Origin of the sequence: Aporhodopirellula aestuarii (genome assembly GCF_023701485.1) — a bacterium.
Classification (GTDB): Bacteria; Planctomycetota; Planctomycetia; order Pirellulales; family Pirellulaceae; genus Rhodopirellula; species Rhodopirellula aestuarii.
Genome location: NZ_JAMQBK010000077.1, coordinates 1 through 15,765, shown reverse-complemented (window position 1 = coordinate 15,765; position 15,765 = coordinate 1). Strand labels below are relative to the sequence as shown.

At 53.6% G+C, this 15,765-nt stretch carries 12 protein-coding genes, 1 pseudogene and 1 CRISPR repeat array; of the genes and pseudogenes, 8 read left to right on the top strand and 5 right to left on the bottom strand.

Features of this window, described 5'->3' with window-relative positions; genetic code table 11:
- Window positions 1-66 precede the first annotated feature (66 nt).
- On the top strand, window positions 67-1,473 hold the full coding sequence (locus NB063_RS25610) for a hypothetical protein (protein WP_250931881.1): 1,407 nt from the start codon (window positions 67-69) through the stop codon (window positions 1,471-1,473).
- Here NB063_RS25610 and NB063_RS25605 read toward each other — a convergent pair.
- A complete protein-coding gene (locus tag NB063_RS25605) occupies window positions 1,470-1,931 on the bottom strand; it encodes a hypothetical protein (RefSeq protein ID WP_250931880.1) in 462 nt (153 codons plus the stop codon). The genes NB063_RS25610 and NB063_RS25605 overlap by 4 nt on opposite strands.
- A gap of 581 nt (window positions 1,932-2,512) precedes the next feature.
- Here NB063_RS25605 and NB063_RS25600 point away from each other — a divergent pair.
- Window positions 2,513-3,178, top strand: a complete 666-nt coding sequence (locus NB063_RS25600) for a hypothetical protein (RefSeq protein ID WP_250931879.1) — start codon at window positions 2,513-2,515, stop codon at window positions 3,176-3,178.
- 281 nt (window positions 3,179-3,459) lie between these two features.
- Window positions 3,460-3,882, top strand: a pseudogene (locus NB063_RS25595) (HD domain-containing protein); the annotation flags it as partial.
- A gap of 380 nt (window positions 3,883-4,262) precedes the next feature.
- A CRISPR array of direct repeats spans window positions 4,263-5,114; the repeat unit is 37 nt; unit sequence GTTTCAATGGCCTGTTATTGGCCGATGTCACTGTCAC.
- Between the two features lie 908 nt (window positions 5,115-6,022).
- On the opposite strand, the gene NB063_RS25590 reads toward NB063_RS25595, so the two are convergent.
- The 4 genes from NB063_RS25590 to NB063_RS25575 all read right to left on the bottom strand — a co-directional run bounded on the left by NB063_RS25590 (window position 6,023) and on the right by NB063_RS25575 (window position 11,983).
- Window positions 6,023-7,039 (bottom strand): hypothetical protein, encoded by a 1,017-nt coding sequence (locus NB063_RS25590; protein ID WP_250931878.1) that lies wholly within the window; start codon window positions 7,037-7,039, stop codon window positions 6,023-6,025.
- An 83-nt stretch (window positions 7,040-7,122) separates the two neighbouring features.
- Window positions 7,123-8,553, bottom strand: a complete 1,431-nt coding sequence (locus NB063_RS25585) for a hypothetical protein (protein ID WP_250931877.1) — start codon at window positions 8,551-8,553, stop codon at window positions 7,123-7,125.
- Window positions 8,554-8,558: 5 nt separating this feature from the next.
- The gene (locus NB063_RS25580; protein ID WP_250931876.1) at window positions 8,559-9,737 is read right to left on the bottom strand and encodes a hypothetical protein; all 1,179 of its coding nucleotides are present in this window, start codon (window positions 9,735-9,737) and stop codon (window positions 8,559-8,561) included.
- 980 nt (window positions 9,738-10,717) lie between these two features.
- Window positions 10,718-11,983 carry an RNA polymerase sigma factor gene (locus NB063_RS25575; protein ID WP_250931875.1) on the bottom strand — a complete coding sequence of 422 codons (1,266 nt, stop codon included), beginning with the start codon at window positions 11,981-11,983 and terminating at the stop codon, window positions 10,718-10,720.
- Window positions 11,984-12,482: 499 nt separating this feature from the next.
- Here NB063_RS25575 and NB063_RS25570 point away from each other — a divergent pair, with 499 nt between their 5' ends.
- The 5 genes from NB063_RS25570 to cas2 all read left to right on the top strand — a co-directional run bounded on the left by NB063_RS25570 (window position 12,483) and on the right by cas2 (window position 15,713).
- Window positions 12,483-12,938 carry a hypothetical protein gene (locus NB063_RS25570; protein ID WP_250931874.1) on the top strand — a complete coding sequence of 152 codons (456 nt, stop codon included), beginning with the start codon at window positions 12,483-12,485 and terminating at the stop codon, window positions 12,936-12,938.
- Window positions 12,939-12,940: 2 nt separating this feature from the next.
- The gene (locus NB063_RS25565) at window positions 12,941-13,252 is read left to right on the top strand and encodes a hypothetical protein (RefSeq protein WP_250931873.1); all 312 of its coding nucleotides are present in this window, start codon (window positions 12,941-12,943) and stop codon (window positions 13,250-13,252) included.
- 150 nt (window positions 13,253-13,402) lie between these two features.
- Window positions 13,403-14,434 carry a hypothetical protein gene (locus NB063_RS25560; protein ID WP_250931872.1) on the top strand — a complete coding sequence of 344 codons (1,032 nt, stop codon included), beginning with the start codon at window positions 13,403-13,405 and terminating at the stop codon, window positions 14,432-14,434.
- A gap of 68 nt (window positions 14,435-14,502) precedes the next feature.
- Entirely contained in the window at window positions 14,503-15,369 is an 867-nt protein-coding gene (locus NB063_RS25555) for a hypothetical protein (RefSeq protein WP_250931871.1), read from the top strand.
- Window positions 15,366-15,713: a CRISPR-associated endonuclease Cas2 gene (cas2, locus tag NB063_RS25550; RefSeq protein WP_250931870.1), complete on the top strand. Its 348-nt coding sequence runs from the start codon at window positions 15,366-15,368 to the stop codon at window positions 15,711-15,713. Before NB063_RS25555 ends, cas2 begins: the two co-directional genes overlap by 4 nt.
- Window positions 15,714-15,765 lie beyond the last annotated feature (52 nt).

Below are 15,765 nucleotides of genomic sequence, written 5' to 3'. Positions count from 1 at the left end.
CTCGTAACCTCGTCCACTACGATTAGCCGTACCTCCTGATTTTGTCGCACCCCTAGGAGAACGTGAGTGAATAGCCGATTGCTGTTGGAGTTGCTGGCCCTTCCGCTCACATGCGCTCGTTCTGATTTAAACCGAGTGGCTGAACAGTCCGCTGTGCTTCAATGGTTTGTTCGCCCGGAGGGTTGGGACGAGCTTCGTGAAAACTCAAATTTGAGCAAGGCGTGGTCTGCGCTTCCGCAAATGCCGGTGCAGCCAGGCGTTTGTGGAGTCGGCGTGTTTTTGCATCGGACCGCGAAGTTTCCGTTTGCTGACGATGCCGCAATATTACCGGTGAAGTGGTGTCTCGACCCACAGGAGAAGAATCGACTGCCGCAATCGCTCGTTCGATGTGGGCAACTCGTTTTGGGCGAAATGCGAACGGCTTCGAGTGCTTCTGATCTGAAAGAGATGCTGGATCAGCCATGGTGTATCGACTGGGCCCACCCTGAATGGGAAGGGGTTGAGTTTCATGACCTGCCATTAACTGCGGACTCCGCCTTTGCGCCGTTGACCGTTGCACTTCGATCGGCGCTCTGCGCGATCCCTTTGGCGTCCGACTTTTTTGCCACGGGCGAGTATCACGGTGGATCTTGGAGGGTCAATAACGACACTTTGGGGAAGAAGATTACAACCGCATTCCGGCTGGGGTTCCGGCGTTTTGCGGTTCCCAAATCGAGCGAGCCGGTGCTGACGAGAACGTTGACCGGGTTGCCTCAGACGTCCGCTGGCGGCTCCATTCAACAGTGCTCTCTGCTTGATCATTCAGACCCGTATCAAGGTACGGAAGCGGCATGCGAAATTGCCGGGCATCAACCTGATCCGCGATCGCCCCTCGCCCGACGCGAAGCTTGGTACGACTCTATCCACTCCAATCAAAAGGCACGGGAGTTTTACGAGACCCATCTACTTGATTCGGCAGTCGAGTCGGCCTGCACTGTTCTGGCGAACAACGGGCAGTCTGCTTGGAGGCCAACTGAAATGGTGTCGATCGTTAGCAACTCCGATGAATTGGCTATTCTTGCAGCCAAGGTGTTTCGTCCACATACCTGCCATCTGATTTTCACCGGTGGGGAAACGGGTAGTATGCGATCACGCTATGAAAGGGTTGCACTGCACCTTGCCAAATTGGGGTTCAGGCCGGTGCCACATGCCGTCCGAGACTCTGCTGCTTCGCTACAGGATATTAGCCGCGTGGTCGCCGGAATCACTCGGGGCCAGGGTGATATTTTGATCGATGTCACTCCCGGTCGCCGTGCGATGCAGATGGCGATGCTGCAATCGGCGCGTCAATCTGATCGAGTACTCTGTTGGTGGCAGGATACCTCCGTTCGGACCCGCCGCGCTATCCCGGTTACCAACCTTACCCCACTGCTGTGGAAAGTCACCGTCGATAACGGGCTCTTGCCGCTGTGCCCTTCCGAACAGCTCAGTTAGTCATTCCATCGCAGCCAATAGATCACTCGCACGGGTGCCGTCGGCTCGATCATCTTGAGTTCTGCGAGAAAATCTGCAATCCATTCTTGCTGCCATTTTTTTCGGCAGCCATCGACTCGCGTCCAATCGTGTAACAGCAGTTCCTCTCGATCAAACCAACCAAAACCACGCACCATCGGTAGAGCCTCCTCCAAGGAGTAGAACGCTTCACCTTCGATCAAACGGCGACTTTCGCTCGAAATGTCATCCGGAAGTCCCGGTGGCTTCATGTCACGATATCGGAAACAAAATTGGCCTTCAATTTCTTTGACAACGTGGAACCACAGCGTATCCACTGACTGATTGCGTTCCTCGTGTTTGTAAAGGTCCAGGCTGGCAGCCTCGCCCGGATCAAATCGTTCCCACACGCCACCGATTTTGCGTTCCCAACTGTACTGGAGTTCAAAGTAGGCAGCCATTGAAGTCGATTGGGGTTGAGTCTGTATGCAACTTGACGGTCAGTTTCTGGCATTTGAGAGCCAGCAAACGAGGCAATACGAATGATATTCGTGTCGAGTATATACCGATCTTTCCATCGAAACTCGCCGTCTTATTTTAGCTGAAGCGGTCGGAGTATCTGCAAAAGATTATTCAGTTGGCCTGATTTGTTCTTGTCATCGATGTGTTCGCCGAGTCGCACCCTGTTCGAGATCTTTACGAAATCGAGACGCATGCGAGTTTCAAGCGAGTATCTCGCGTCTCTTGCAGTCGGCACACATCAATAGCAATGAACGCAAGAGACTACGCTCCTGCTATCGATCTGCCTGTTCTTATCCTGTCACACGAGAACAGCACTCTTCGTTTTTCCCGACACGCGGACCGTTGATGTCAAATTTCTCGCTGGAAACGTTGCTTAGCGCTGAAGGGTTGCTCTCGATCGCAGGCGGCGCGAATAGGGGTGCCGTCGTGAATCGCTCTTTGACAATGTCATCGAGGTAGAATGGATGGTGTTGCGAGTGGTTTCAACACGGAAAACCGCCGGTGTAGCGAGGGGGAACATATGAATGCAAAGAAGAAATTGATCAATAGCGTTATCTTGGATCGCGAAGCGCATTTGGATGTCTTCGAGATTTCGTCTGAGCCTCGCTTCGTAATCGTGATGTTCGGTGGTTCCGGAATCGACCAAGCGGAATACGCTCGACGCTCAAAGAGTGTTGTGACGTGCTTCGATAGCATTTTTGCGGCTTCGCCGATCCGATCCATCCCGACAACGCTCATCTACATCACTGCTCCTTACGACGTCCCGTTTGCTCGCTTTGGTGAATTCCCAGAGGCGTTGCAAGCATGGACGGCGCATGTGTGGACTGAATTGTTGTCGCATTGGCATAACGCGCCCATCTTCCTCAGTTCTTTCTCAGGTGGCGCACCGTTGGCGTTTAACGGAGTCCACGATCGCCAGGGTTGCTTCGGGGGTGCGGCGATCGCTTGGGATGGCTTGGCCGGCACATTCCGTTGTCCCGATCATTGGCAATCAAAGCTACAACTTTATGCCGGGCGAGAGGATCGAGTTTGCGGGCATCGAGAGAATCAATTGGTTGCTCAGCGTTTGATCGATAGGGGAGAAGCCGAACTGTCTTGGTATGCCAAGACAGGCCACTCGATTGTCCAATACGTCCGTAACGGATGCATCAACGATCTCATTCTTCACGCTGCGCGGATTCGATGATTGCCCATTGTTTTGTGCAAAACAACGGACGCTCGAGACCGCCTCATCAGCCTGTTAATCGTTGTCATGCTCTCACGCACGAGGGTCGTGTTGGCGTCGTTCGTCGATTGATCTACGCCTCCAAGGTTGGGCGATGAACCTGGGGTGACTGCGGCAAACGGGGAGGACATCCGTTTGCACAAGACGTATGATTACAGAGACCACGCCCGTAGGCATCTGATGATGTTTGAACTGTAGTAATCTGAATGACCATGGAAAAAATGTTGTAGGCGGTCAAGTTTGCCGCTGAAAAGCACTCCCGACAACGCCGAAAGAACGCGGAGGCAACGCCCTATATCAATCACCCGATTGAAGTCGCGGAGCATCTAGCAAGGGTTGGCCAAATTACTGACGAAGAAGTCTTGGTTGCTGCACTTCTGCATGACACCGTTGAAGACACGGAAACAACGTTGGAGGAGATTGCAACCGGTTTTGGTTCACGTGTTGCAGCGATCGTGGAAGAATGCACCGACGACGCAAGTCTTGAAAAGTCGGAACGCAAACGTCTGCAGATTGTCAACGCTCCCCACAAGTCACCTGAGGCCAAATGCGTCAAGCTTGCCGACAAAACGCGCAATCTGGCATCGATCCTGACGGACCCGCCGACGGACTGGAGTCTCGGGAGACAGCGTGAGTATTTTGATTGGGCCGAAAAAGTTGTTTAGGGGCTGTTGGGTGTGAACGACCGATTGGATGGCTGTGTGCTTGAGATGCTCACCGAAGGTAAGAGACGATTGCAGGCATCCGGATCCGAGCAGGGTTAGCCTGGTGTTTCACCACGATGGGAGGCCGTATCGAGTCAATGCTGGCCCCGCCGGAACTTCGGTCGCCAATCACCAGGGAGGGCGAAATGCAGAGTGTTTTAACTCTTGGACAGCATTGACGCGAATACGGCAAGGCTAGCGACCTTGCTACCGGCCTATAAGAATCGTCCGGGATAGGACTGGGCTCCAGCGTACACCACTGGGTGTCAATAACTTATTACTGGTCGATGTCACTGTGACGGAAGGATCGGAGTGTAGGGAGGTTTACGAGGAAACCTCGGGTTTCAATGGCCTGTTATTGGCCGATGTCACTGTGACCGTCATGCTGGAAATCCAGTCGCGTGTCCGTCCGATCATGTTTCAATGACCTGTTATTGGCCGATGTCACTGTCACCTCACCAAATCCACATCACCCTTGACCCAAATTCGTTTCAATGGCCTGTTATTGGCCGATGTCACTGTCACCCGAATGGACAGAGATCGACGAAGAGAAAGCATTTAGCGTTTCAATGGCCTGTTATTGGCCGATGTCACTGTCACAAACTGAGGAGCTAGAGGAGCCAAAGTCCGTCAAAAAAGTTTCAATGGCCTGTTATTGGCCGATGTCACTGTCACTTGGATTCGACGCCAAACGGATTTCAGAACTGGAAGTTTCAATGGCCTGTTATTGGCCGATGTCACTGTCACCCAAGACCCTCGACCTGCAGATACCGAGCGTTATCAGTTTCAATGGCCTGTTATTGGCCGATGTCACTGTCACACGGCGAAACGATCCTCGTTCAGCAACTGCTCGGTTTCAATGGCCTGTTATTGGCCGATGTCACTGTCACCAGGAGTCGCGGCTCAATTGCTCGAGCGTTACGCTAAGCGTTTCAATGGCCTGTTATTGGCCGATGTCACTGTCACTTACCGACCATGCGCGTTTCATGTTCTACGCCGCAGCGGTTGTTTCAATGGCCTGTTATTGGCCGATGTCACTGTCACGGGGAGTGTAATGCTAACGTCAAATTTATTGATTGGCGTTTCAATGGCCTGTTATTGGCCGATGTCACTGTCACTTCCCCTTTGAAACGCTTCCGCTCATTCGAAAATCTTGGTTTCAATGGCCTGTTATTGGCCGATGTCACTGTCACTCACCCTCGCAGAAGTGTTGGTCACCTAATGACTTACGACGATTTTTGCAGAGCTTCCGAAAATTGTCAAACAAAAGCTTTGTCGCGGACGCCGATTGAATGCCTTTTTGTAGACGTAAAGTTCGCATAGCCAACAACTTACGAAAGTTGCAGAGATGAACGGGTTTTTCCACCCGGATGGGCGGGGTCTGCAGGTCCATGGTTTGTCTGAATTCCGCCCCACGATCACGGTATTTTGTTGAGATCATTCACAAAAAATCCTGGTCTCAGGCGGCGCGCCCGTTCTTGCCCGGCATGTTTCCTATGCCTCCCGCGATCGGGAGTCTGTCACCAGTAGGCCGCTTGTATCGTCAATGTAGTGAAACCAATAAGACCAACCTCACTGCATGTCGGAGCGTGAACATGACTGGACGTATCGCTATTTCTCTGGGACCTGCGGCGATCATCGCAACAGGAATTCCTCCCTTCGGGATGATTGCTGCGGCAGCGATCTTATCGTATACGGTGGGGACAGCGATTTCGGTAGCGATCGCTTCGCAAAATTTAAGGGAAGACGAAACGGAGCCATCTAGAATCCCGGAGAAGGAATCTTTGTCGCCCTGACAGCGATCGGTGGCCCAGATTAATCATCTAGGCCGGTAACAAGCTCTTTAGCCTTGCCGTATTCGTATCAATGTTGTCCCAGAGTGTGAAACACTCTGCCTGTCACCAAGCTCGTGATTTGCGACCGAAGTTCCGCCGGAGTCAGCATTTACTTGATACGTCTTGCCATTTTGATGAATCATCCGGGCTAGTGGTGCGACATGATCAGGAAGACGATTGATTGTAGTGGACGAGGTTACGAGNNNNCTCGTAACCTCGTCCACTACTTTAAAACTAGATACTGACGCACCATTAGCCAGTGGTAGCTAGTTCTGATTCATTTCGAGTTGCGTGATTGTCCACAAGCCTGCACCACAATTGCGACTGTCGCCAACGCCCAACACCCCTGCCCAAATTAGCCAAGGGATCGCGATCACTGGGACGTCGTGCAGGGTCGCCTCGCCGATCCACCCGGCTAATTCCCACCTCGCTTTTTTTCTCGCGCTGCCTCGAGTTTGTCGCGTTGCTCGCAATCCGGAAACGTCGATTTCGCTCCGCTCGGCAAGTGTCAAGCATTCGTCGAGGAACATCGCAGTGTCATTCCATTTGACGTCAGGATCGATCTCGTCGAAGACCCGACGGACGATTCGCAACGATTCGCGGATAAGCCGAGGTACGGTCACGATCGATGCCGCGTCACTCCCGTACCGTCGACGATGCGAAAAATCACGTGAAGATGATCGGCTGGTCTCGCGTCGCGGCTGTCCAGAACGGGATTTGAGGCACAGCGGACTGTGAAGCCGTAACCGAAGAGACACCCGCTCGTCCCTTTGCGACGGTGACACCTCGAATCCATCAGGGATAATGTTCATCGAATCGCGACGTATGCTATTGCGGTCCACTCCGAAGCGAATGTGATCAGCACCCAACGTCGCGGTTTGCGAAACATCGCGCAGTGTCTCGAAGACGGTCATCTTCAAATCGATTGCCGCGCGACCAACAAACAGAAAGCGTACGGGCAATCGATTTCCAGGTTGCACGCGACCCCCAGGCGAATCAAGCCTTCCGGTGCCAAAAGTCAGGCCGCGAACGCCATCGCGGCATCCCATCCGCACGTGTCCGTCAATCATGAGTCGATCCGGTTCGAGCACTCGCCCGTATCGACACGTGGCATTGAATTGGCAACCGCGGCAGTAATCAGGCATGTCCTGCTCAAGCACGCACAGGCGATTGCGCAGCGGACGCAACATGGTTCCACGAACAATCGGACCGGGCCAAGCGGGCATGCGACCTTCATCCAGGAACACGAGCTCGGACTCGATCACCTCGATTGGGATACCCATTGTCGGCGTAGATGTCTGAGGAATTTTTGTCTGAAGCAAGTTTTCTCTCCGTCGCAAGTTGCTGTCTTCGGTGTGGGGCGCCGTTAGCCAGGGATGATTCTCTCGGGACGTCCCTGCTCGTTGGCTCGCCAAAGCGTCGGTTTCAGGCTGAATGGCTCGGCACGCCGCGAATGACCTCTCGTTTCACTTTGCCAATTCAAAATGCGGTCACCCGGGCGAGCTGCCAATACCATCGCGAGTGACCAATTTCGATAGCCTGGCAACGCCTCGAGAATCACCGGCTGCTGTCGGTCCAGGTTAGCCACCACTTCCTCGATCGATCCGATCGGATCGTCTGTAGGAACGTCATGGAACCGGACTTCGACCCGTTGGCAGATTGATTCCACACGTCTTCGAAATTCATCCCGTTTGCCAGGTGGTACATCCTGACCAATCAAGACGTGCAGATGCAGCGGACGATGTACCGCAACAAACAGCGGCAGCAATCCGATCGCGTGGCTGTAGACACCGCAGATCGATCCCGCCTGGGCGTTGTCACCAAACTTCCCAATGCACTGACGTAGGTGATCAGCCACATCCTGCAAGAGGCAATCGGCATAGAATGCTTCGGCCGCATGTGCCGAAGTCAGCGAATGGTACCACGCGACACGATCCTCTCTGCGGGAAGCACGGTTCGGTGGTGCGCCGGTAAGGACTTTCAGGGAATCAAGTGGCGGCCATACCCCGGCTGATTGAGTAATTGGCTCGATGGGAAGCCGAAGCAGAGAATCGGATGGAATGGTTTGATCTTTGGACCCTGCTGTTCGATCGAAGACGGCAATGCCATTTTCGGGTAACGCAAATCGTTGAAACCCAATGTCTAACGCATAACGGCATTTCCTTTCGATGCCTTCGGCTGTCCAGGTCTGGGTCGAATGACCATCGACTGAACGATCGCTTAGAGAACCGCTCGCGATAAAAACGTTCTCCATCGGTACCCGCTCGATCGCGGAAGCCAGGCCGATCATCAACGCAGCGGCGGCGGACTCTGCTGAGATGTCAACGTCGCGAAAGTCGACATCTTCCCACCCCTCAGGTGACCACTGCAGGTGAAAGGCATCGAGATCCTGACCGTTCAGACGAGATGACGTTTCGGGATCCTCCTCGAAGCGATCGCGAATGCGTTCTGCGATCTGAACGATAGGAGCAGGCACTCCGGCGTGGTGGTGAGGGCTCGTCGTCCAACGCAGTGGCAACACGGCGGCATCGGAGGCTGATTCCAACTGACGCATCTGATTCATCACGACGGGAACGCTCGCCAGTCCCGTGGCCACTCTTAGCATGGCGGCCGGACGTTTCCACTTGACGTCTTCTACGAAGTCAGAGTCCGACCAGATGCTTGGATCAGCGAGCCAAGGCAGAACGTGACGCAGGCGTTCAAACCGTCGACGTTCTCGACGTCCGAGTGATCGCCAATCTTGCTGCAACGATTGTCGAACCGTATTCCATGAGATGCTGCTCGAGGAGTTGGTCATGCGATTCAGCGCTGTCGTCTGACGAAAAAGCGTCGATTCGAAGCGGATAGCAACATCCGGATATCAGAAAACGAAAGCGTCACCGAGCCAATTAGCGTTGCGCTGGTGGTGGGCTGCGCGGGTATCTTGCGGCGGACCAAAACGCTGTGACCAAACGTCCCCCAACGCAAGTGATACTCCCGCTCGAGGAGTCCTGTTTCTGAGACATTGTCTGGTTGTACGGGCACCGTGGCATCGAGTGCTAGCCGAACCGGATCGGTGTCGGCGATCTGGTCGATGTGCGATCCCTGAACCGACTTTGACAGCTCGACCGTAATAACCAGGTTGGCATCATCGAGTGTGACCGCGAACTCATGGGCGATCTCAAACTCGATTTCTGAGTCATCCGCGGCGAGTGCAAACTGATTTGAGTCCGATACCTCATTCTGTTCGTCCGTCGATGCCAAGCGAAGATACGGTTCGTCATCTGTTGGGGTCTCATGCGCGACGGCTTCAGTCTGGCTATTCGACATCGCCAAGACTTCTTGCATGTTCTGCAGACGTTCCCACGTCGCTTCCAACGTTCCATCGAGATAACTTGGCCGGTCCCACCACACAGTCAGATCAAGGTCACTCATCAGGTTGTCGAGCCAGTAGGTCCTTGCAACCGGAGCAAATACGTCAATCAACAGATCGATCGTTTCGTCGAACGTTTCGACGCGGTCACGCAAAACCTCAAGGCGTTGCCGAGTGACGGGCTCGACTTCATCGTCTTCGCCGAGCGACTCGGGTGCCTCGCCCTCCAAATCATCGAGCATGCGGTCGGCAGCGACGCTCGCAGCCTGCCAATCGACACGATGTTCCAAAGTGGTGACGAGTAGATGATCCTCTTCAAATTCAGACGTCGTGGTAGCGATTGCAGATTCAATCTCTTTTAAACTCTGTTGCGCGGATTCGACCGATTCGATCGCTTCTCGAAGAGCCAAATCCAACATAGACGGCTCTAGAACAGCGTCCACAATGGGCAACTCCGACGGAACACCAAAGAGCGGGAACTGACCCATCGCGGCGAGCAGTTCGAAAGCTCCGGTAATCCCCTCTACCGTTTTTCCATCCTGCCATGCAATGAGCGGCGGATAAGTGGCCGCCGACATAACACGGTCACTCAGTCCCCGGCGTTCATCGATTGGGTGGGGGAGGTCCATAGGACGTTGCTACGTAGATTTCAAGTTCAGACTTCATGAAAGCGAGCGGGGATCGCCATTGAGACCACTCCGTTTTGAAGTGTGCGCTCGCTAAGCCAAGTTGTTGGATTAAGTATTCAAGAATCAAGATCACTCGAGAAACCGGATGGAACCGTGGCTTGCGCCTTGTTGATTTCGTCCGTTTGGCCAAATGTCATGGTGATCGGCAAGACGCAAGGCCCCGGTTAGTGGGGTCGGTTCCGGCGCCTATCGGATCGCAGATGGACAACAAATCTCTGGAGGCACATGCACATTACCGCGTGGGCGAATCTAAGTTTCTTGGCCGCTTTAGGTTGCGTGTCCGAACCATACGAACTGCCTCGACCGCCGGACTTGCTTTTTTATCAAATCCTCGTTGTTCGGCCTCAGGCCACCTGGGAAACGAAAGTTGTGACCGCTGTGTGACACCAAGCCGACGAATCCCGAAATGCTCTGCAATGTGCAACGAAACACGATCGACACGTCGGTCTTCTTTGTGTTTGCTGCATTGAGAATACCGCTGAAGCGAATTGGATTTGTCAGGCACGCGATAGCTCGCCGAACCAAAACGACAATAGATGTTCAGCAGTTTGCGACAAGATTGAGTCCAATTCGAAATTCGAGTCGGAAAGTAAGCGGATCGTATTCGTTCAGGTGATTCACGGACCGTCACAATCATCAATCCACTGGGGCCGATATACAAACGATCGGTGGAGGTGTCTGGTCGTCCGCCAACATAGCGGTGTGCTCGCAACTCGATATACAAAGGCCACTGAAGTGCCGCAGTCGCTTCGCCTGCCACGATCGTCTCGACCTCCTTTCGAAACACACTCTTTGTTTTCTCGTTACCCGCTTCTGCGGTGCGGGCCCGTTTGGGTAACTTTTGATCAAATCGATGCCAAGGTTCGCTATTGTTACAAACGTGTTTCCTGACTATCTTTCGCCGCGTTTCCGCGTCCATCTTAAACTGTTGGCGCATCGATCGCCTCCGAACGAAAGGGTACCGGTAAATCTTTAAGGTGCCCCATGCGACTCGCGTGTTGCAGCAGAGGGAACATTTCCTTCACGTTTCGAGTTTGCTCTGGAATCGGAACTGATGCCGCCGATTCGAACCATTGATCGATTAGTTTGACCCAGCGGGGATGCAGCGTCGCAGATGCGGTTTGCGCCGGATCAAAGCCCGCCGAGGGCACCAAGCAACGGATGTAATTCTGGTTCGTTGCGTTCTTCAATCCGTGTCTATCCAACCAACGGTGCCAAAGCAACGGGCTATCTAAAGCCAACCATCCTCCAAAATAGAGCAGCATGCGCATGGAGTCTTCATCCGGAACGGGATCCGGGTCGAATTCCAGAGGTGGTACGAAACGCAGCACCCAATTCCAAACCGTGGGGAATTGCAGGAATCGCCAGTAGTGCCGATTTAGGTTTTGTGTGGCTGTGCTACGAACAGCTTTGAGTCGCCGCTCAAATTCTTTCTCGTGATCGTGCAACGTGACGGCGTCGGTCGCCGGTTGATCGACAAATGATTCCTCCGTCATTTCAATCAGGGAGCGATTGGCATGCCAGATACAATCGTGACTCGGCCACTCATTCGATCCGGAAAGCGGCTGCGGGTGGTCAGGCAAGCAAAACGACAATCCGGATGCAATAACAAAGAAACGGCGCCACGTCGCATGGGGCGGCCCGCTCTGGTGCATCCACTGAGTCACCTCGCTACGCAACACATCGAGATCTACATTGCGAAGGCGTTCGCCCATGTCGTCTTCTTTGTGATGACCGAGGGAACGACCGTCCGAGTCAAAATCACGAAGTTTGTAGGGCTCCGTTGCCGTTGGCTGACGATTCTGAGATCGATGGTAATCCTTGATCGCGTTCTCGGCGCAACGGCTTAACCAGGCGCGAAAACAGCCACCCTGAAAGTGGCGAATTTTTCGAGTAAATTGTAGAAGAAAACGTTGGCAAACGTCATCGACATCCGCCAAGCTCAGCCCCTTCCGTCTTCCCACAGATCGAAATAGTTCTTGTAGAGTGCCTTCGAGCAATGTTAACTCGGAGAAGATCTTTTCTTCGAGCTCTTTGCGTTGTTCAACCTGCTCAGCAGGAAGGCCAGAGAGTTGGCGGCTGAATTGACCCGCTTGTCGAGCGATTCGATCGACGTCACTACCGGTCGCTGCCCCTGACATTCTTGTGTCTTCAACCTGTATTGGCTGCTCTTGATCTTTGTTCATCCCATCTCGCTCCGAGAACAGACCCAAGGTTGGCTGTGATTTCTGAAACGAATTTTATGGAATCGTAATCAAGCTGTGTTGCGAGAAGAGTCCTGCTTGATCGAAATTTCGCCTAACGCCTGTCACAGCATCTGCCGCGAGAGCGTTTCTACGACAAACTGAGCACCTTTGCAGCGAGGTTTCTGCTTGGCAATCCGACAGAACTCAAAATTGCGTCAAATCCGGCGACGAAAAACCGCAGTCGATCCAACAATCATTACCGAGTGCGGAACCCTATGGACACGTTCGGAAACAAGTTCGTTGTTAGCGGTGCGACGCGAACTGCCCGGTGTGGCTCCGGAGGGCTCGCGGGCTGTGGATTTGGGCGAATTTGACTGCTGCGGGCTAGTGGATCAGGCGGGCTCATAAATCAACAGCCCGCTCGCGCCCTTCCGCTAAAATTGGAAATGCCGAAGTTGTTTCCGAACATTCCCTATGGCACACGATTCAAAGGTAGATCATGACGGAGCTTATTGACTTTTTTGCCAACTTCGAATGGATGCTGAGTCTAGTCGTGATATTGACTCAGCTCGTAATCCTGTTCAAGCAACATTTCATCGAGCGTCGTGAAACTCGTTTACTGACACCCATTCGAATCATTCTGCAGGGTCCCGATTCCGAATCGCCGGGGCAATTCGTCCGCCTGCTTTTGCCTTACCAGCCTCCGAGACACCAGCTTTCTCGAGGCGAGTTACAGGGGATCTTGGGACTGTACCATGGCAAAGGGCGATTCGATCCCAAGGCAATGCTGTCGATTCTAGAAAACGATTCACTCGAACAGGTCATGTCGACAACCGGTCCCGACGAACTGGTTGTGCCCTGGGACCAAGACCCTCGTATTGATTTTTCCGCGGCGATACCGAACCAACCGATCGCTGCTGACGACGCTAAGCAGACTCCCGAAGCGGAAGCATAGGCATGTCGCTCTACGAAGCCAAAATCGTCGAAAACACACCTGATCGCCTTGTGGTTGAAGTCGCCTTCGGGGAACCAGCGACGAATGACAAAATTGTGCCGGCTGCCGTTTCTGTCGTCGAGAAGTTGCAACTCACCGGCGGGCCAATGATTCTGTTTTCTGGCCCCATGTCGCTGCCCGTCGCGTTCGCCGTCGCTCACATCGTTGCTCATCGCTATGGCGTCGTTGGTATCCATGACCCAAAGCTGAGAGCGTATGTGGTTGCGATCTCTCACGATCCCGCGCATACAGTCGGCTCTCTACTGTCGCTGTAGTTGGCGATCTCGTCGTCTCGATATTGTTTTCCCTTGGGCCGTTTCGAGAATCGTCCTGTCACACGTTTGCTTGAGTGGCGTTTGCTTGTTGGTAAAGCAATGTCCCACTGAACAAAAGCGTGTAAAAAGATGTTTCAAGAACACCCTGGAATGGCCAAGATGATCAATCGACGCGATTGCGTACGGTCAGCCATTGCATTGGCCGTTGGGGGTGTGGCGGGAGCCAGTAATCGTCTGTTTCCAATCATGTCCTCTGGGGCACGGGACACTCACCGTACACCTCAAGTCAAAAAGACCAACATCGCATTGGGTGACGCACCACTTTGGTCAAACAAGCAACTTGCCCGTCTCAATCAAAGGCTGAATCTTGCAGATCATGCATGTCAAGCCGTTTCGCAAACGGTCATCGATCCCATTCGAGCGGTCTTCGGCGATGCTCGCCAAGGCATTCCCTCATTCGTTGATGCCGTTGACGGATGGAGTAGTCGATATCGTTGGTGTTATGACGCCTTGCCGTGGAATCAAACCCATACGCATCGTGAGTATTTGAAGTTCCACTTTCGTAAGTCGGTGTTGAGTCCTCACGTTTTACGAGTGGGGGTCGCCCAGACTGTCTCTCAGTGGCACAACGAGATCGAAGACATTGAGAATCGTTTGCTGGTCGATCTGTCGACTGACATGGAACTACCCGCACATGTCACCGAAGTCCTTTGCCGATCAGGGCGATCTGAGTTAGATGCGCGGGATGTGTTCTCACTCGGTCAAGAGGCAACAACAGATGGGGTGGTGCGAAGCAGCGTGCAGTTTGCGACATCCGAAGCGATCGCCAGTCTCGCAATTCAACTTGGTCGCACCCTCGCCACGCGAGGTGGGATTCTGGCTGCCGGGAGTTCTGGAGCAGTAGTTTCGTGCGGAATCACGCTACTCGCGGGGCTCATCATCGACTATCTCGTTGATCGTCTATGGGATTGGTGGGCGGATCCCCGTGGAAAGTTGATCCAGCGAATTCGCGACGAGTTGCGCGACTTCGAATCAACCGTTCTCGTTGGTGTTTTTGATCGCCAATCCGGCCGCATTCATCCTGGTGTCTTTGAGACCCTGAAGGGATGGGCGTCGCAGAGAAATGAAGCTCGCAATGAGGAAATTCATCGCCTATTGCGAAGCAATAACGAGCCCGCATGACCGCTGTACGTTGCGAGCATTCCCGATTGCTGTCCCTTTTTGTTTTTCCGTTCTCAAGCTCAATGATCATGGCTACCTACCTGAAAAACCCGTTACTTATCACTGTTGTTTTTGCAATCCAGATTCTCTTCCCACTGATTGCAACCGCCGGACGTCTTGATGTGCTGCTCGATCTCGCCCGTGGAGCTCGAGGTACCGCAAGCCGTTCTGCCGGGGAGGTCGTGGAACATCATCCGAGATCCGTCTCAAGGTGCGGGGAAGAAGTCGACGAGGCGATTCGAGTTGGCGACGGCACGATCGTCGTTGCGGACGAGATCGTGGGGCAACAGGCCGAATGGGTCGGAAAGCTATACGGTCGCTATGGTGACGATGCCCACCGCATCATTGCCAACACAAACGCCATGGAGATAGTCACTCAGTATGGCGACGACGTTGCGGTTGCCGTCATCAAACATGGCGAGCTTGCCGTCGGTTTGGTCAATCGGCACGGGGTGCAAGCCGCTGATGCGCTGACGCGTGTCTCCAGCCGCAATGCTCGTCGCCTCGATATGCTTTCACGTGAAGGGGTCTTTTCGGCAACCGAGCAATCGCCCTTACTGTGGAAACAAGTGATTGCGCGCGGTGATGAAGCCGCCGACTTCATTTGGCGTAACAAAGGTGCGTTGACTACCGCGACTGTCCTCGCAGCTTTTCTCACCGATCCCGATCCATTTATCGATGGTGTCGAGCAGTTGTCGGCTCCCATAGGTGAAACTATCAACGACGCGGTGCGATTGCCACTGACCTTTTTAGCGTGGATATCGGTAATCGTGATCGCGGTCGTGGTGGTTCGTCGCTGCTTCCGTCCCAAGTCTTCGTCTGTGGAACACAACCTCGTTACTCAAGATGCAACATGTCGCCGACTCGCCCAAGCCGATGGCCCGATCCGAGCATGAATTTCCTGGTTTGCTATGACATCGCCGACCCGAAACGGTTGCAACGCATTGCCAAGGAACTCGAGAAGGTAGGCCGACGGGTGCAAAAATCCGTGTTTTGTTTTACCGGCACGCGGCGGGAACTCGACGAGGTCATGAATGCACTTACACAGATCATCGATCCAACCATTGACCGCATTCAGGCGTGGCCCATCCGGACATCCACCCGATCGGCACGAGTCGATGTGGGGGCCGCCCTGCCTGATCGCGGTGTTGTCTTGATAGTCACGCCAGACGATTGGCGGCTTATCGAAGCTCTTGAGAACCCTGCCGAAAACGACGAACCGCTCATTCTTGATGATTGAGCCAAAATCCCACCTTTTAAGAGTCCTGCTATGGAGCCGTTCGGAAATAACT